Raw genomic sequence first — 18,267 nt, 5'->3', positions numbered from 1 at the left:
ATCACATTCCTTTCAGCGCGCGAGCCAGCCCGACAAAGCCGGGCCCCGCCAAGAATATCATCAGCGCAGGGAACAGAAACAACACCATCACCACCGTCATCTTCGCCGAGAGCTTGCTGACGTATTCGCGCAGTTCGGAAATCTGGCGTTCTTCGACCAGCTTGGTGTATTCGATCAGCGAATCGCGAATGTTGCCGCCATAGCGCGTGACTTGTTTCAGCATGCCGATGGTGTCGTTCAACTCGGGAATTTCCAGCGGCTCAGCCATTTCGGCCAGCGCTTCGCCGCGCTCCTGCCCGGCCTGGATGCGTTTCAGCACCACGCCCAGTTCCTTGGAAAGATGAGGAATCAGGCTGCTGCCCTGCTGTTCGATCACCTGCAAGGTGTGCTCGAACGACAAGCCCGCATCGAACAACATGCGCAGCAGATGCAAAAAGGCGGTGACTTCCTTGCGGATCACCTGCCGCCGTTGCGAGGCACGCCAGCGCAACAAGCGACGCATGAGGATGAAAGCGAAGGCGAACATGAAAATGACATGCAGCAGGATATTACCCAGGGACGCGCCTTCGGCCAGCGAGTAAAGCCCGGTGGCGCCAGCCAGCACGAAAGGCAGCAGCCATCCGGCGGCGAGAAAATAAAATCGCGTTTGTGGATTGCCCCAGCCCGCCTGCACCAGCAAGCGCTGCATTTCCTCGATTTCGCTGCTGGAAAAACGCTCCAGCAAATGCATCAGCCGTGTGTTGGCGTCCGGCTTTTCAAAGCGGAAGAAATGCGAAATATTGGCGCCATCGCCGCGCAGGGCTTCCGCGAAACGGCGGTGCACCCCGGGCGGCGGACGGTCGCGCCGGGTGGTGGCGAACAGCAGCGCGGCGGTGCTTACCATCAACAGTACGGCAACCCAGAGCCAGAGGTTCATACGCTCTTCAACATCCGCCAGAGAATGAGGACGCCCGCGATCTGGAACCCGAGTGCGGTCATCAGCAAGGTTTTGCCGGAAGGGCTTTGCAGCATCAGGTCGAGATAGCTGGGGTTCATGACGACCATGTATCCGGCCAGCGAAATGGGCGTCAGCGACAGCACCCAGGCCGAGATACGCGTCTCGCCGGTCATCGCGGCCAGTTCACGCTGGGCCAGTTCGCGCTGGCGGATCATCTGCACCACGCTTTGCAGCATTTCCTTGGGGCTGCTGCCGTAGCTGTTGCTGATGCGCATGGCCAGCGCGATCAGACTAAGTTCGCGCAGGCCATGCAGCTTTGCGGCATCGCTCAGGGTTTCCGGCATATCGGCGCCAAGGTCGGTGGCGCGTACTACACGATCGAGTATATTGCGCAGAGGCGGTTTGGATTCCCCGGTCGCCAGACGGATGGCGCCTTCCACGCTGCGGCCGCTGCCCAGGCTGCGCAGCACCTGATCGATGAACATCGGCACCTGCGCGGTGATCTGTGCCTGACGGCGGCGCAACCGGAGATACGGCAACAGAAAGCCGATGAGCAGCACCGCGCTGCCAAACAGCAGGATCGCGCCGGCCCAGCGCAGCCACACCCAGCCCACCAGGCCGAACAACAGGAATACCAACGGAATCACGACGAAATGCCAGTCTTCCAGCTCGAAGCCGGCATAAATCGAACCGCGCACGCGCAGCCGATGCCAGGTTGTCTCCTGCTTGCCCGGCGGAATGCCGGAAATGGTACTGCCGCGCGGCAGTACCTGGTTGAAATGAACCGTGACCTGCTCGCGAAACCTGGCATTCTTGCCCGACCCGTAAACCCACGCGGCCAGCCCCAGCATCAATAGCGCGCCGCCAATCAACAGCCAGCCGACCATTCCGCTCAAAGCCATTTTGAATTTGCCATCAGCTCGCGCAATTTGGGGTTGCAGGGCGTCACGTTGACGGAGACGAAACGGCCGGCGTCGAGATCGAATGAGTAGAGTTCATTGAGTACGAACTGATTGTCGCGCACGCCGGTGACTTCGGTCACCGACACCACGCGGCGCTGGCCGTTGGGCATGCGGCTGATCTGGATTACCAGCTCGACCGCCGCCGCGATCATTTGCCTGAGCGTGCCTTCGGAACCCTGGAAGCCCGCCAGCCCGGCCAGCATTTCCAGTCGCAGCATGGCGTCAGAGGGATTGTTGGCATGCACGGTACTCATGCAACCGTCGTGGCCGGTGTTCATCGCCTGCAGTACGTCCATTACTTCCTTGCCACGCACTTCGCCCAGGATGATGCGGTCCGGCCGCATGCGCAGCGAGTTGCGCACGAGGTCGCGCGCCGTCACTTCGCCCGCGCCGTCGATATTGGGCGGACGCGTTTCGAGGCGCACGACGTGCTCGTGGTCGAGCTGCAGTTCGGCGGCGTCTTCAATCGTGACGATGCGCTCGGTCGGCGGGATGGAACGGCTCAGCACATTGAGCAGCGTGGTCTTGCCGGCGCCGGTGCCGCCGCTGACGATGATGTTGCAGCGCTTTTCGACCGCCGCCGTCAGGAATTCCAGCATGCCCCGGTCGAAAGTGCCGAGCTGGATCAAATCCTGCGCCAGCAATGGATCCTTGCGGAATTTGCGGATCGACAGGCACGGCCCATTCAGTGCCAGCGGCGGAATGATCGCATTGACCCGGCTGCCGTCCGGCAAGCGGGCATCGACCATCGGGCTGGATTCGTCGATGCGACGCCCGAGGTGCGCGAGGATGCGGCGGATCACGCGCAGCACGTGTTCGTCGTCGATAAAACGCAGCGATGTGGCTTCAAGACGGCCTTCGCGCTCCACAAAAATCTGTTTCGCGCCGTTGACCAGGATATCGTTGACACGCTCATCCTTGATCAGCGTTTCCAGCGGCCCGTAACCCGCCAGCTCGTCGACCATGTCTTCGCTCAGGTTTTCGAGATCGTAGCCGCTCACCGGCAGGTGCTTCTCGGCGATGTACTGTGTCACCTTGCCGCGCACATAATCCGCGACTTCCTGCCGCGGCACTTCGAACAGCGCGATGCGGTCGCGCTCGATCTCGCCGATCAGGAAACGGTGCAGCAGGAATTTGAGCTCCTGATAGTCTTCGGCCTGCTTCAGGCCGAAATCGTATCCATAGAGGCGCAGGTCCATGGTGTTCTCCCTAGGCCGTAGCCTTGCCTGTTGCCTTGCCCGGCGACACGGCGGACATCAGGCGCCTCATCAGGCCCGGCTGCTGCCCGTGGGCATGGCCCGATGACGCGCCCATGACCTGCTGCGCCAGCTTGCGCACGCTGATCACATACGGGTCGTTGGGCGAGAGCGTGAACATGCTTTCGCCGGAATTCATCGTCGCCAGCCGCGCCATGCCCGAAGGCGCCAGCGTACCCAGCAGTGGCAGGCCGAAGGATTGCGCGATGCTTTCGGCGTCGGGCGGCATGCGCGAGAGGTAGCGATCCACCACCAGCCCGGCGTTTTCCAGATTGATCTTTTCCTCGCGCATGTGTTTCAGCAATTGCAGGTTCTGGCGGCAGCTCGGCACGCTTTGTTCGATCAGCATGATCTGGCGGTCGGCATTGGTCAGCAGCAGCATCAGAAAATCCGAACGCGCGACACCGCCCAGATTGATGACGATATGCGAAAAATAGCGCCGCAGCGTACGCAGCAGCACGTACACGTCGGCGGAGGTGAATTGCGCGCCGGTCCACGGCTCTTCCGGCATCGACAGGACGGTAAGGCCGCTCTTGTGCTGGCCGAAGCCGGTTTGTATCAACGTCGCATCGATACGCCGCAAACTGCGCACCGCATCGATGAAACTATAGGAAGCCGTGAGGCCGAGATACAGCATCGCATCGCCGTGCGGCGCGCCGAGATCGAGCAGCAGCGTCGGCTCCGACTCCTGGATCGCCAGCGCCAGATGCAAGGCAAACATCGGTGCATCGCTACCTGGGCGAGCGCTGACGATGGTCGTGATGCGTCCGCCGGTTTCCGCCTGGGCGGCATACGCGCTGGCATCCTTGGGCGCAAGCCGCTTCACTGTCGCCACTACATCGTTGGCGCGCGTCCCTATCTTGATGAAATCGCGCGCGCCGACCCGCATCGCCGCCAACAGCAAATCCTGATCCACCGTTTCGGAAACCACCAGCACCGGCAGAAAAGGTTTGGCGGCCATCAGGCCTTCGATCAGCAGCGTTTCCTGCCGATAATTGGACGGCGTCAGCTGCACAAAAATCGCCGAGGCGCCGATGGCATCCGAAAGCTGCAGTATCCGTTCGATGGACGGCTGATCCGCCGGAATCAGCTCGCCGGCTTCGGCCAGCGCATGCGTCAGCCATTGCTGGCAATCGGAGGACTGGGTGAGGGCTATGTAACTGTTGCGTTCGCTCATGACGGCCTCTTATCGCGACATGCCCGTCCCGGTACCGGGCGCAGGATTGGTCTGGAAGAACATTTCGCTATAGCTGGGCTTGTAGTCGCGCACGTCGCTGCCCGGCAGTTCCGGCAGCGTTGCGTTGCGCGCAATCGGCCGCACCAGATGGGGCGTGACGACCATCAGCAGCTCCTTGTCCTCGCGGTCGAAACGGGTCGAGCGGAAGAATGCGCCGATGACCGGCAAATCGCCCAGCCAAGGGAATTTATCGACATTGCTGAGCGTGTTGCGGCTGACGAGGCCGCTGATCACGAAGCTCTCGCCGTTGCCCAGCGACACACTGGTATCGGTGCGGCGCACGCGCAGCCCGGGCACCGATACGCCGCCGCTTTGCACTGCGTTGGCAAAGTCGAGTTCGCTGACTTCGGGCGATACCTTGAGGAAGATGCGATTGCCGTCGAGCACAGTGGGCGACAACATCAGCCGCACCCCGTATTCCTTGTAAGTCACGGTGACCGTACTGTCGCCGCCGGAACCACTGCGAACGGGAATGGGGAATTCACCGCCGGCGAGAAAGGTCGCGCTCTGCCCGGAAATCGCGGTCAGGCTAGGTTCGGCCAAGGTGTAGGCAAAACCGTTGGCCTCCAGCACGCTCAAGGAACCCAGCAGGCCCGAGCCAGAGTTACCGAAAATCAGGTTGAATGCATTCAGGAGAGGCAAAAAGCCGGAATTGCTTTCGAGGGTGAATCCGCTGCCGTCGTTGCTGATGCCGCTCAGCGTACCCGGTGCTCCGATGGCAAGCGTAGTGTTGCCTTGGTTCTTGCCGATGAAAAACCCGGCCCGCATCAGGCTCTGCCGGCTAACCTCGACGATCTTGATGTCGATTTGCACTTGGCTGTCGAACGCAGCCACGCTGGCATCGAGCGGCCCTTTGGCCTCGGCATCCAGCGCCTGCTGCGCAAGTGCGTGCTTTTCGAGTGAGCCTGCTGTGCCGGTCAGCACCATATCGGTACCGGCAGCTTCGACTTTCAGTGGCGCAGCACCGGAGACCTCCAGCTTCTGCCGTTCGGCATCCGTTGCGCTATTGACCGTTACTTTGACCACACGGGCCGGGCGCGTATCCTGCTCACCTTCCCACACCGACACCTCGGCAGTCCCTGTCTTCTTGCCGGTGAGCAGCAGATTGCGCGTGGTCAGCACATTGATGCCGACCACCGCGGGGTCACTCACGGCCACACGCTTGATCGGTTGGGGATGGGTATAGACTTCCTGTCCCCCTGTTTCCAACACGAGCGCTTCGGCAGCCCCCGAGGTTGCTGGCATTATGACCAGCAGCATCGCAATGCCAAACGCCCAGGCCGGTGACGTCCACTCCCCGCATTTGACCCTGAATAACCCCTGCTTTACGAACGTCATACTCCCCCCGGCCGTTTGGTCCGATTACGAACCATCAATTTTTGACGGTGACAACGTCTACCTGATCCCCTCGATGCACGATCACGCGCGACGAGTTTTCTTGTGGCTTCTTGGCTTTTGCGGCCGTGGTCCTGGTTTTTCTTGCGGCAGTTTTCGGCTGGGCCGCTACCGCAACCGGACGCGCAGCATTGCCTGTTGCCAGTTCGGCGAGGCGCAGGTAGTGCGAGGCATCTTCTTCCCCGGAAACCATCTGTGGCGGCTCGGCACCGCGCAATGCAAGCCGTACCAGTCCGCTGCTGTCGGCCAGCATCAGACGCGCTGCATCTTTCTCAGGAACAGCAAGTATGGCCGAGCGGCTGGATTTTCCTTTTTCCACTTCCTGCTTTCTGGGTTCCGCCTTGTCGGCCGTTTTGTTTTCGGAGGAAGTGATTTTCTTGAAGGCCGAAGGCTGCGCATCCGTTTCGCCGGTTTCATCGCCGAAGGCCAGTACGCGTACATTGCGCAAGACCACCTGCGACGAGGAGATCTCACCGGTTTCCTTGACGGCACGTTGGTAATACAACACGTCGACATGATCGCCCGGGCTAACGAAGCCACCGACACCGATCACTTCCGTGACCTTGATCGCCACGCCGCGCTCGCCCGGCCGCAGCGCCTGCGCCACTTCGCCTAACCGGGGAAAATGGTTGGCAAGAACAGGCGTACCGGTGGCTATCGGCTCCAGGGTCAATTTACCGACCACCTTGCCGACCGTTTCATAGCCGTTCACGTCGCGTTGGGGGAGGGAATCCAGCCGAACATCCTGGATGGTGATCAGATGACCGACGGGTATGTCGCGGGCGGCAACGACTTGCGGATAACTGGGGGGTGGAGGCTGCACGGCAACGGGAGTCTGTTTCGTGCTGAGTCGATAACCGATAGCGGCGGTGGCGATGGCGCCCAATGCCAGAACGACAGCCAGGAATCGCAACAATGTACTGTTCATGAACGATCCACCTTATGGTTATTAGAGCCTGCTCCGGCAGGCATTTATTGTCACAACTCGATTACCGCGCGCCCGGCGAGATTGGCGGGCAGTTTCGGCACCTGGCCTATCGCTGGCAACGTCAGGATAGGTATCAAGGGATTACTTGTGTATCCGGTATAAATCACCGTTACCGTCAACGTGTTAGTGCCGCTCCATCCCAATTGCACATTTCCATTCGAAGCACCCAGCACTTGGCTTTTCACTCCGGTCGGCAACCAGGTAAGACTATTACCTACCGTGGTGCGCACCCGCGGCTCTACACCGGAGCGATATGCCGAGTTACTGGCAAATGCCAGGTTATCCACCGCAATCGCAGAGCGGGCGCCCTCTTCGGCGGCATGCTGAAAGGATTCCTGCAGCAGCATTGCAATCGCATAACTCACCAGCGCATAGAACACCGCGAAAAACAGAATGAAAAGCAACGCGAACTCAATCGCCGCCGCACCCTTCTGCTTACGCCGTTGCGCAACAGCCCGTGTCATCGTTTACGTCCTGGCCCAGATGGCGAGCAGAAACCCTACGGCAAGGGCGGCGCCGAACGGCACCCATCGACGGGTGCTTATCGTGTTTCCCGCATATCGCGTTACCGCCAGCATCGTGAGTGCAACCATCGCCCCCAGAAATCCGGCAACGGCAAAGCTGATGAGGGTAACCTCCCAGCCGCCCAGCAACGCTATCGCAACGAAGAGTTTGACATCGCCAGCGGCGAGCCAACGAGCAAAGTAGCCCGGCAGCGTCAAGGCAAGTGCGAGCACGACACCCATCAGTACCGATGGCCAACGCGCGCCCAGCACCGACTCGCCGGTGTAGATGAGATAAGCCAAGGCGAGCACGGCTGCCGCCATGCTGTACAGATTGGGTATGCGGCGAACCGCGAGATCCGACGCCAGCACCGCCAGACTCCAAGCCACGACCAGCCATTCCGCCGCCCACATGTGCTACCGCGAGGCGACGGTTTAAGTCAGTGCAGTCTGGATGCTGGTGAATATTACCTTGACGGCAGCATTGATTGGATCCACGAAGGTTACCAGGGCAATAGCGACCATTGCCGCAATCAGCGCATACTCGATGGCGCTTGCCCCTTCTTCATCGCGAATAAATTGAATGAAACGTGTCTTTGAGAAATTTTCCATGCCACCCTCTCTAAAAAGTCTTGAAATCAAGGCTTCAAATTACGCTCACAGGTTCTTGAAGTTGTTATTTCCTGCGGCATTCAGCACTGAATGCGAATTCAATATACCCAATCCAATAACGTTCAACAACATGAATTCTTTAATTTGCACAAGAGCTAACCCATATGGGTTAGTTGTAGTCTATTCGGCGCTTTGGCCTTCAGGTGATCATGTTCCACTCGACACGATTCCGGCCGCTTTCCTTGGCCCGGTAAAGCGCCTCATCCGCCTGCTTGACCAACTCCTGCGGCGTAGAATTCATGGAAGGAATAATCGTCGCGCCGCCTATCGAAATCGTCACTACGCCGAAGGACGACGGCTCGTGCTCCAACCCGATATTCATTACGGCTAGGCGCATACGCTCGCCCATGCTCCTGGCATCCGCCATCGGCATATGCACCATTACCACGCCGAACTCCTCGCCGCCATAGCGCGCCACCGAATCGCCTGCCCGCTTCACGCAGCCAGCCAGCGCGGCGGCCACCTGGCGCAGGCACTCGTCGCCCGCCGGATGGCCGTATTTGTCGTTGAACTTCTTGAACATGTCCACATCGAGGATGATGAGCGATAGCGGCACGCCCTGCCGCGCCGCCTGGCGCCAGCCGCCATCGAGCTTGTCGTCGAAATGGCGGCGGTTACCGAGCCCGGTGAGGCGGTCTTCCCACGACACCTGCTCGAACGTGATCTGCTTGAGCAGTATCTGCACCAGCAGTTCGCGGATTTCGCGCGCTGAAAGTGCCAGCGTGAGCCCGGTGACGAGCAGCACGATACCGCCCAGCACCCGCGTATCGGCTGTCAGGAAAGGCAGCACCGCCACTAGCGGCAACAGTACGCCGGCGGTATAGGCATAAAACACCGGCAGAAAAACGACCAGTCGCGGCAGCGATGTAATCACCGCAATCACCAGCAATACCATTACTGCCGCCTGCGAGGAAGCATTCAGCCATGGCAGCGCAATGGCAGCACTGCCCCAGCCTGCTCCGGCCAGCCCCGCCGCGGCAATATGCAGCCGGATTTCGGAAAGCGGCGTGGCGATGCCGCCTGTGGCCTTGTCTGTTCGGCCGATGGCCCAATGCCAGCCGTACGCCAGCAACATCCAGGGAAACCACGCCAGCGCCGCGAAGGTCTTGAGCCCCCACGCCAGCATGCCGGCCATTACCGCCCCGCTCAGCACGGTCACGAGCAGCGCATTCGTTCGGCCGCGATAGACATACAGCAATTCCTCATTCGCGAGCGCGTGAGGGTCGAACTTGAACGATTTTGCAGCAGGTTGATTCGAAGCGAGCGGCATTTTTTAACCTTCTTCTGGCCCCAAAAAAAGCAGCCACGAGCAAGACCTAGCCTCTGTTGGCTGCAAAATTGAATCGAATAAGCGACAGATAGTCATTCCGCATAAAACAGGCTTTCGGAACGCCAAATGGCGCTTTTTTCACTATTCCTGAATAAAGATACTCCTTTGCTTCCGGATTGCATCACCTTTTATCGAACAATTTCAGCATTTCGTCGGTGATTTCCTGCTTCAGATTCCAATAGTCTTTCCATGGATCATTTTTCAATCCGTTCAGGCGCTCCCGCACATTGCGTACATTGAAGGCATCGGCACGCACGCCCTTGTCCAACTCCTCCCAGAAAATCGGCATGGATACCGTCGCTTCCGGCTTGGCGCGCGTGGAAAAAGCCGCCACGGCAGTAGCTCCCCGGCCGTTGCGCAGATAATCGATAAATATCTTTCCGCCGCGCCTGTTCATGGCCATGTTGGAGGTAAAACGGTCGGGCAGCGCGTACGCCAGATGTCCGGCGATGGTTTTGGAAAACGCTTTCACCTCGTCCCACGGTCGTTCCGGCTTTAGCGGCACGACGATATGCAAGCCTTTGCCGCCCGTGGTCTTGAGAAAGCTGCGCAGGCCGATTTCATCCAGCAGACCGTGCATGAGTTGCGCTCCTTCGACCACGGTTTCCCAACCCAGTCCTTCCGCCGGGTCGAGGTCGAAAATCATGCGGTCCGGGAATTCCAGCTTGTCGGCGCGCGAACCCCAGGTGTGCAGCTCCAGCACGCCCATCTGCACCAGCCCGATTACAGCTTCCAGGCTGTTGGCCATCATGTAGACACTGCGGCCTTTTTCTTCCGGCACATCAACGCGATCGATGGCCTCCGCTATCGTTTCATTGACGTGCTTCTGGAAAAAACAATCGTGCGCATCTCCCTGCGGACAGCGCACCAGCGTCAGTGGCCTATCCTGCAAATGTGGCAGTATCCAATCGCCGATCGCTTCGTAATATTCCGCCAGCGCGAGCTTGGTCAGACCAATGCGCGGAAACAGTATCTTGTCGGGATGCGAGATTTCGATGCCGGCGATATTGGCGCTCCCTTCTTTGGCTCGTGCCTTGGGCTTGGCTTCGCGTTCAGTTTTCTCCAGCTCCTTGTCACTGAGCGCGCGTTCGCGCACGATCTCTTTCGCGGGCTTGTCGGCACGCAGGCCGACAAAAGAAGCGTGGCGGATATTTCCGCCATTGGTCCATTGCGCGAAATCCACTTCGGCCACCAGCTCCGGCTTCAGCCAGTGCACGCCGCGCACTTCGCTGCCGGTCGGAGGATTGTCGAACGCGGGCTTTTCCAGCTCCAACGCCTTGAATTTTTTTGCAACATCGCGCAGCAATCCGCCACCGAAGCCAGTGCCTACCTTGCCGCAATAGCGCAGCTTGCCGTCCTCGTAAACACCCAGCAGCAACGCACCGAATTCTTCGCGCGACCCGGCCGGATCGGTATACCCGGCGACCACGAATTCTTGCCGCTGCATACATTTCACCTTCAGCCACGAGCGGCCGCGCGTTTGCAGGTATGCGCCGTCGGCACGCTTGACAACGATGCCTTCCATCCCGTGCATGCAGGCGTGTTCGAACACCTCCGGTGCGCCGCCGACGATGTGGTCGCTATAAATCAGCGGCCCGCCTTCCGGCACGTTTGCCAAGAGCGCCTGCAACAGGCGCTTGCGTTCGATCAGCGGAACAGCAGTCAGGTCATGGCCGTTGAGATACATCAAATCGAAAATGTAATACGCCAGTTGCGCTGCCTTGCCCTCGCGCATCATGTTCTGCAAGGCCTGAAAACTGACCTTGCCGTCGTGCTCGACCGCGACCACTTCGCCGTCCACCCAGGCGTTTTCTACCGGCAGTTCGCCCAGCGCCCCGGCAATGGTTTTCCATTTGCTCGTCCAGTCGTTGCCCGCGCGGGTATAGATTTTTGCTGCGCCATCCTCAATGCGGCACACAGCGCGATAGCCGTCGAATTTCACCTCCGACAACCACTCGTCGCCCTTGGGCGCATGCTCAACCAAGGTGGCGAGTTGCGGATTGAACATTTCCGGCATGTCCGAAACAACCGCACCGCCGATTTCTTTCGCAGAGACGCTGCGCGTCGCCCGCTTGGTGGGTTTTTTTGATGTGCCGGATCGTGTTTCGGCTGTTTTCTTTTGCCTGCCCTGCGGCTTATCGGCCACGCTTTCCGGCCGCAGCTCCGTGATTTGCGCCTCGTCGCCTTGGCGGGCTTCGTCGTCGTTTTCCTTGATCAGCAGCCAGTTATCCTGCTTGCCTTCCTGCCGCCCCATGCGCACCAGGGTCCAGCCGCCGTGCAGTTTGCGCCCGTCGAGATGAAATTTGAGCCGGCCCGCGCGATAGGCCTTGGCCGCGTCGCCTTCCGGCTCCCACACGCCACGATCCCACAGTTTCACATGGCCCGCGCCGTATTGATTTTCGGGAATGTCGCCTTCGAAAGTGCCATAACTCAGCGGGTGATCCTCGACATGCACTGCCAGCCGCTTATCGGCCGGGTCGAGGCTAGGCCCCTTGGGCACCGCCCAACTCTTGAGCGTGCCCTCCAGTTCCAGCCGAAAGTCGTAATGCAGCCGGCTGGCGTGGTGTTCCTGTATGTAATAGTTGAGCTGCCTGCCCGGCCGCACCACCTTGCCGCGCGGCTCGGGGGTTTTGGTGAAGTCGCGTTTTTGCCAGTATTTCTCCAGGCTCATGGCAAGTCTCCTCGATTTGTCGCACTCCGTTTTTCGGTAATTTCACCCTCACCCTAACCCTCTCCCGCAAGGGGAGAGGGAATACGATCTTAGGGTTCTACCCTTCTCTCAACAGAGCAATCGCTCCCTCTCCCCTTGCGGGAGAGGGCTGGGGTGAGGGCTGCCTATGTAGCGCAGGCGTCTCGCCTGCAACCCAATTTTCCGAGAACGTCTGCGCTACCGGCTGCTTCTCCGTTAAGCCGCCTTGCGCGCCGTAGAGCGGCTGCCCGGGCTGCTTGTTTTTGATTTGGCGGTGGCGCTTGCCCGGCCCGGCGCAGCGGCAATTCCCGTCTTGCGCCGATGCGATGCTGCCTTGGGCGTTTCTTCCACGCCCTCGTTTTCCACCGCTGGCTGGGTCGCACCCTTTTGGCCCTTGCTGCCGATACTCTTCTTCAACAGCTCCATCAGATCGATCACCTTCGCCGATGAAGGCGCGTGTTCCTCGCCCGCTTCCGGCTCGGTTAGCGCATGCGTCTGCTTGCCCTCGATCTTTTTGTCGACCAGCGCCATCACATCGTCGCGGTAGGTATCGTGGTATTGCTCGGGATGCCAGGCTTCGGTCATGTCTTCCAGCAGCGAGAGCGCCATCTGCACTTCCTTGTCCGTCACGGCCGCTTTCTTGTCCTTGGTGTCCGGCAATTCGAGATCGTCCGTAGAACGCAATTCATCGTGATAGCGCAGCAGATTGAGCACAATGGCCTTGTCCATCGGCAGCAGCGCCGCCACGTGCTGCTTGGTGCGGATCACCACCTGCGCAATACCCACCTTGCCGGCGCGCTTCAATGTTTCGCGCAACAGCACGTACACCTTGGCACCGCCTCGCGCCGGCTTGAGGTAATACGGCTGCTCGAAATAAATCTCCGGGATCTCCTCGGAATCGACAAAAGACAGGATATCGATGGTCTGCGTCGCCTCGACGTTGGCGCGCTTCAGGTCTTCGTCCGTCAGCACCACGTATTTGCCTTTCTCGTACTCGTAGCCTTTGACGATGTCGTTCCAGTCGATGTCCTTGCCCGTTGACTTGTTGTAGCGCTTATAACCCACCGGCGCGAAATCGCGCTTGTCCAGCATGTCCAGGTCCAGCCCTTTTCGGCTCTCCGCCGGATACAGCTCCACCGGGATGTGCACCAGGCCGAAACTGATCGCGCCTTTCCATATCGCTCGTGGCATGTTTCTTACCCCCGATTCGATAGAATTTACGTGTAAAAACAACTAGACCCATTGATTAGCATTAGGTTTCTGGCGCGCCCGGCGGCGTCCGCTCGCCGATTGCAAAAGACACAACATAATGTGTATTGCAAGACTGGAAATTCAATATTATGTGGGTTATGATGACGTCTAATTCCACGGAGGGAACCACCATGGCCATCAAGATCGAAAAGAAAATCACCGGTTACAACGTGCAGTCGGAAGAAGATAAAAAGGCCGAGCAAGCCGCTGCCGCCGTGTCTGCCGAATCTGCAAAAGTCGCCGACATCGTGCAGATGGGCGAACCGCTGAGCCGCCCCGAAAAACTGGTCGGCAACACCTACAAGGTCAAGACCCCGGTCACCGAACACGCCCTCTACATCACCATCAATGACATCGTCGTCGGTGAGGGCACTCCGCAAGAACACCGCCGCCCCTTCGAAATCTTCATCAACTCGAAGAACATGGAACACTTCCAGTGGATCGTCGCCCTCACCCGCGTCATGTCCGCCGTTTTCCGCAAGGGCGGCGACGTCACCTTCCTGGTCGAAGAACTCCACAGCGTGTTCGACCCCAATGGCGGCTACTTCAAAAAGGGCGGTAAATACATCCCCAGCCTGGTCGCCGAAATCGGCGAAGTGGTAGAACAGCACCTGCAGGAAATCGGCATGCTGAAAAAGCCGGAACCCGACCAGCACCAGAAAAAACTGATCGCCGAAAAACGCGCCGAATACATGGAAAAACACACCCAAGCCGGCGGCGAAACCAACGCCGAAGGCTTCCCGCCCGGCGCCCAGCTATGCGGCAAGTGCAGCACCAAGGCCGCGATTATCATGGATGGGTGTTTGACTTGTTTGAACTGCGGGGAAAGTAAGTGCGGTTAACAAAAAAGGGGCCTCGGCCCTTTTTTTGTTTGTAGGTTCCCTCCCATTTTTACTCGGTGGTTACCATTCAACGAAGGATTTATCTATATGTCAAAGCCCCGCCTGATTTATTTTGACTTCGCTGGCAGTCGTGGTGAAGAATGCCGCATCGCTCTGCATCTCGCAGGCGTCGATTTCGACGACATGCGAGTGCCGACTTCTGAGTGGCCACTGCTAAAGCCCCAGACTCCATTTGGGTCCTTGCCTGTCCTGGAACTACCTGGCAAAAGCCCCCTTGCGCAGTCGAACGCAATTCTCGTCTATATAGGACGACAGCACGGGTTGCACCCCAAGAATGATTTCGAAGCTGCTCAGCACGAAGCACTAATGGATTACGTTGAAGATCTGCGCCACACCGTGAGCCCGACACTGCGCATTTCCGACGAAACGCAAAAACGCGCCGCGCGTGAGGAACTTGCGCACGCGTATTTGCCGATATGGGGAACGAATGTCGAAAACCAACTTACCAACCACCCCTTCGTCGGGGGCGACAAATTGCATGTTGTCGATCTCAAGTTGTACATGGTCGTGCGCTGGTTCGCATCGGGAACGGTAGACCATGTACCAAAGACCGTGTTTGATCACTGCCCGAAGTTAATGCGCGTGCACCAAGAGGTCAGCGAACACTCTGGCGTGAAAGCCTGGCTAGAACGGACGGCGAGCTAAAGTCACGTAGTGTCCCTATCCATGACTCTTGCTACGCCCAATCCGATCGTCTGCCTGCGTGGCATTGACAAGACTTATGCAAGCGGTTTTCTGGCGCTCAAGAACGTCAACCTTGACATCAATCGTGGTGAAATCTTCGCTTTACTGGGGCCTAATGGCGCGGGCAAGACGACTTTAATCAATATCATCTGCGGCATCACCAATGCATCGTCGGGGACAGTTAGTGCTGATGGACACGATACCGTGCGTGACTATCGTGCAGCGCGGGCGACAATAGGACTGGTACCGCAGGAACTGCACACCGATGCTTTTGAATCGGTCTGGACTACGATTAAATTTAGCCGAGGCTTGTTCGGCAAGGCGCCTGATGCGGCATATCTGGAAAAAGTACTGCGCGATCTGTCGCTCTGGGACAAGCGCAACGCAAAAATCATGACACTGTCAGGCGGCATGAAGCGTCGGGTACTAATCGCCAAGGCATTGGCCCATGAGCCAAAGATATTGTTTCTGGACGAACCCAGCGCGGGTGTGGATGTGGAGTTGCGTCATGACATGTGGCGGATGGTGCGCGAACTTCGCGTACAGGGCACGACCATCATTCTGACCACGCACTACATCGAGGAAGCGGAAGACATGGCAGATCGCATCGGGGTAATCAGCAAGGGTGAGTTAATTGTCGTGGAAGACAAAGATGCACTGATGCGTAAACTCGGCAAGAAGCAACTTTCCCTGACATTGAGGCACCCCATGACCAACATTCCGGCCGAGTTGAGTGAGAAGTCATTGGAGCTTTCGGAGGATGGACAGACCCTCGTCTATACATTTGACTCACAGAAAGAGGAAACAGGGATCGCCGACCTGCTTCGCCTGATGAGTAAGCACGGCATTGAATTCAAGGATTTGCGCTCCAGCGAAAGCTCGCTAGAGGACATCTTTGTGAGTTTGATCCATCAGTCAAACACTGTGAACTCATGAATATTCATGGCATTCTCGCCATCTACCGTTTCGAGATGGCGCGGACTTTCCGCACCGTTGCGCAGAGCGTTGCCGCGCCTGTGCTGACAACTTCCCTATACTTTATCGTGTTTGGCAAGGCCATCGGCTCACGCATGGGCGATATCAATGGTGTCAGTTACGGCGCCTTCATCATTCCGGGATTGGTCATGTTGTCCCTGCTCAATGAAAGTATCTCGAACGCCTCATTTGGTATTTTCATGCCCAAGTGGGCTGGCACCATTTACGAACTTCTATCGGCGCCTATTTCATGGGGCGAAGCAGTGATCGGCTATGTAGGTGCGGCGGCGACAAAATCAGTCATGCTGGGCCTGTTGATTCTGGCTACTGCGCGCATGTTCGTGCCATACGAAGTCGCCCATCCTTTTTGGATGTTTGCCTTCCTTTTGCTCACGGCTGTGACCTTCAGTCTATTTGGTTTCATCATTGGATTGTGGGCAGACAACTTTCAGAAACTACAGGTGATCCCAATGTTGATTGTCACTCCGCTAACTTTCCTTGGTGGCGCATTCTATTCAATCAATATGCTTCCACCGCTGTGGCAGAAAGTCACTTTGTTCAACCCGGTGGTGTACTTGATTAGCGGCTTTCGTTGGAGCTTTTATGGCATTGCCGACGTAAATATTGCGGTGAGCATCGGCATGACCTTAGGTTTTCTAGTCGCCTGTCTGACTTTTGTTTGGTGGGCTTTCAAGACAGGGTATAAGCTCAGAACATGACTTGTTCATACAAGAAGCTATCCGTATGGCTAGTGTCATAAAGCGATTAAGTGAGGTATCGGCCGAGCAGCTAACCGGCATGCGTCGTGGCATCGAAAAGGAAAGTTTGCGAGCGCAATTTGACGGAAATTTGGCACTAACCCCTCATCCAAGCGCACTCGGATCAGCGCTGACACATCCGCGTGTCACTACGGACTTCAGCGAAGCACAATTGGAACTGGTTACTGGGGTTCATGGCGACATTGACGCCTGCCTAAAAGAACTGACCGAGATTCATCAGTTCGTCTATCGAGCCATAGGCGAAGAAATACTTTGGACCGGCAGCATGCCCTGCTGCCTGCCGACCGACGAAACCATCCCGATCGGTATGTATGGCTCATCCAACGTCGGCCGTGCCAAGAGCGTCTATCGCATGGGCCTGGGCCATCGCTACGGCCGACGCATGCAAATGATTTCTGGTATCCACTACAACTGGTCGATGCCAGGCCTGAGAACCGACGACTATTTCTCACTGATACGCAATTTTCGCCGTCACTCATTTCTGTTGCTCTATTTGTTCGGCGCTTCGCCGGCCGTTTGCAGCAGCTTTGTCGAGGGACGCCAGCATGAATTGCGCTCACTCGGAGGTAAAAGCCTGTACATGCCCTACGGCACCTCGTTGCGCATGGGTCGCTTGGGCTACCAGAGCGATGCCCAGTCCTCGATTGCGGTCAGCTACAACAGCCTGGAAATCTATGCGGCATCGCTCCAAGCGGCAATGACCGAACCTTACGCGCCCTACGTTGCGGTCGGCATACGCAATCCCGGTGGTGACTACAACCAGCTCGCCACCAGCCTGCTCCAGATCGAGAATGAGTTCTACGGCACTATTCGCCCTAAGCGGGTGATCCGTCCCGGAGAACGGCCGTTACACGCGCTGCGCGAGCGAGGCGTTGAATACGTTGAAGTGCGCTGCATGGACCTGAACCCCTTCTTGCCCGTCGGTATTGATGGCGCCACCATGCGTTTTATCGACATGCTGTTGCTGCATTGCCTGCTGCACGAAAGCCCACCCGACACGCTCGAGGAAATTGCCGCATTGGGGCGTAACCAACACCATGTAGCCAGTCACGGCCGTGATCCGGGACTGAAACTGGAGCGTGGTGGCATGGAGATTTCAGTGCCCAACTGGGGTGATGCTGTGCTCGCCGAAATGGAACCGATTGCCCAGGCTCTGGATCGTACCCACGGTGATGGCGACTATGTCCGCACCCTGAACATGGCGCGCGCAACTCTACACACACCGGCCTGTGCGCCTTCAGCTCGGGTGCTCGATGCAATGACCGAAAGTCATGAAAGCTCGCACGTGCGCTTCATCATGGCTCAGTCGCTGGCGGCCAAAAGTTCTCTGCTCAGTCGGCCCTTGAGTTCGGAGCAGAACACTCATTTTCTCGCCATGACCCTCCAGTCGATCGCCGAGCAAAAAGCTATCGAAGCGGCCGACCAGGTTCCCTTCGAGACGTATCGCCAGAACTATCTGGCCACACGTTCACTCAGCGTTTGACTTCACCCGACATGGTGCAAGTAGGCGTTGGCAGTAAGCCGAACCTTCGCTTTGTAAGCTACATACCCCTTTTCTTACGCGCTTAACCTAGTACAGTGTTCGTCGTTATCGGCCAGACCAATAAACAAGCTAGGCCTCTGCATTACATCGCATCTTTTGCTTCATCCCACATTTTCGAGGCAGATAGATTGCTGCCATGCAATGCAGTCGTTCGAGATAGAACT

The 18,267-nt window shown here is 57.9% G+C and carries 17 protein-coding genes; 5 read left to right on the top strand and 12 right to left on the bottom strand.

Annotated features, from left to right (window positions below; translation table 11 throughout):
- Position 1: 1 nt before the first annotated feature.
- From A7976_RS11070 to A7976_RS11015, 12 genes are all read right to left on the bottom strand, one after another.
- Positions 2-916, bottom strand: a complete 915-nt coding sequence (locus A7976_RS11070; protein ID WP_067111557.1) for a type II secretion system F family protein — start codon at positions 914-916, stop codon at positions 2-4.
- The gene (locus A7976_RS11065; RefSeq protein WP_240483861.1) at positions 913-1,839 is read right to left on the bottom strand and encodes a type II secretion system F family protein; all 927 of its coding nucleotides are present in this window, start codon (positions 1,837-1,839) and stop codon (positions 913-915) included. The genes A7976_RS11070 and A7976_RS11065 overlap by 4 nt, the downstream gene beginning before the upstream one ends.
- Positions 1,830-3,098, bottom strand: coding sequence for a CpaF family protein (locus A7976_RS11060; protein WP_067111554.1), 1,269 nt, complete (start codon positions 3,096-3,098; stop codon positions 1,830-1,832). The genes A7976_RS11065 and A7976_RS11060 overlap by 10 nt, the downstream gene beginning before the upstream one ends.
- 10 nt (positions 3,099-3,108) lie before the next feature.
- Positions 3,109-4,332: a hypothetical protein gene (locus A7976_RS11055; protein ID WP_067111551.1), complete on the bottom strand. Its 1,224-nt coding sequence runs from the start codon at positions 4,330-4,332 to the stop codon at positions 3,109-3,111.
- Between the two features lie 9 nt (positions 4,333-4,341).
- A complete protein-coding gene (locus A7976_RS11050; RefSeq protein WP_088178424.1) occupies positions 4,342-5,652 on the bottom strand; it encodes a type II and III secretion system protein family protein in 1,311 nt (436 codons plus the stop codon).
- Between the two features lie 112 nt (positions 5,653-5,764).
- The gene (gene cpaB, locus A7976_RS11045) at positions 5,765-6,715 is read right to left on the bottom strand and encodes a Flp pilus assembly protein CpaB (protein WP_067111545.1); all 951 of its coding nucleotides are present in this window, start codon (positions 6,713-6,715) and stop codon (positions 5,765-5,767) included.
- 50 nt (positions 6,716-6,765) lie between these two features.
- The gene (locus A7976_RS11040) at positions 6,766-7,239 is read right to left on the bottom strand and encodes a TadE/TadG family type IV pilus assembly protein (protein WP_067111542.1); all 474 of its coding nucleotides are present in this window, start codon (positions 7,237-7,239) and stop codon (positions 6,766-6,768) included.
- A gap of 3 nt (positions 7,240-7,242) precedes the next feature.
- Positions 7,243-7,692 (bottom strand): prepilin peptidase, encoded by a 450-nt coding sequence (locus A7976_RS11035; protein WP_067111539.1) that lies wholly within the window; start codon positions 7,690-7,692, stop codon positions 7,243-7,245.
- A gap of 21 nt (positions 7,693-7,713) precedes the next feature.
- Positions 7,714-7,890 (bottom strand): Flp family type IVb pilin, encoded by a 177-nt coding sequence (locus A7976_RS11030; protein ID WP_067111536.1) that lies wholly within the window; start codon positions 7,888-7,890, stop codon positions 7,714-7,716.
- Between the two features lie 199 nt (positions 7,891-8,089).
- Complete coding sequence (locus tag A7976_RS11025; protein ID WP_067111533.1) at positions 8,090-9,220, bottom strand: GGDEF domain-containing protein; 1,131 nt, start codon at positions 9,218-9,220, stop codon at positions 8,090-8,092.
- 181 nt (positions 9,221-9,401) lie between these two features.
- Complete coding sequence (gene ligD / locus A7976_RS11020) at positions 9,402-11,951, bottom strand: DNA ligase D (RefSeq protein ID WP_067111530.1); 2,550 nt, start codon at positions 11,949-11,951, stop codon at positions 9,402-9,404.
- Positions 11,952-12,185: 234 nt separating this feature from the next.
- Positions 12,186-13,160 carry a Ku protein gene (locus A7976_RS11015; RefSeq protein ID WP_067111527.1) on the bottom strand — a complete coding sequence of 325 codons (975 nt, stop codon included), beginning with the start codon at positions 13,158-13,160 and terminating at the stop codon, positions 12,186-12,188.
- Between the two features lie 191 nt (positions 13,161-13,351).
- On the opposite strand from A7976_RS11015, the gene A7976_RS11010 reads away from it, so the two are divergent.
- The 5 genes from A7976_RS11010 (at position 13,352) to gshA (ending at position 18,043) form a co-directional block, all read left to right on the top strand.
- Positions 13,352-14,062, top strand: a complete 711-nt coding sequence (locus A7976_RS11010; protein WP_067111523.1) for an NrdJb — start codon at positions 13,352-13,354, stop codon at positions 14,060-14,062.
- Between the two features lie 87 nt (positions 14,063-14,149).
- Positions 14,150-14,767: a glutathione S-transferase family protein gene (locus A7976_RS11005; protein WP_067111521.1), complete on the top strand. Its 618-nt coding sequence runs from the start codon at positions 14,150-14,152 to the stop codon at positions 14,765-14,767.
- Between the two features lie 21 nt (positions 14,768-14,788).
- Positions 14,789-15,742 (top strand): ABC transporter ATP-binding protein, encoded by a 954-nt coding sequence (locus A7976_RS11000; protein ID WP_067111518.1) that lies wholly within the window; start codon positions 14,789-14,791, stop codon positions 15,740-15,742.
- A complete protein-coding gene (locus A7976_RS10995) occupies positions 15,739-16,500 on the top strand; it encodes an ABC transporter permease (protein ID WP_067111515.1) in 762 nt (253 codons plus the stop codon). Before A7976_RS11000 ends, A7976_RS10995 begins: the two co-directional genes overlap by 4 nt.
- A 25-nt stretch (positions 16,501-16,525) precedes the next feature.
- Complete coding sequence (gshA, locus tag A7976_RS10990; protein WP_067111512.1) at positions 16,526-18,043, top strand: glutamate--cysteine ligase; 1,518 nt, start codon at positions 16,526-16,528, stop codon at positions 18,041-18,043.
- Positions 18,044-18,267 lie beyond the last annotated feature (224 nt).

It is taken from the genome of Methylobacillus sp. MM3 (genome assembly GCF_001645185.1).
Lineage (GTDB): Bacteria > Pseudomonadota > Gammaproteobacteria > Burkholderiales > Methylophilaceae > MM2.
Note: the sequence above shows the minus strand (reverse complement) of the source record. Positions and strands in the feature narration are given on the sequence as shown.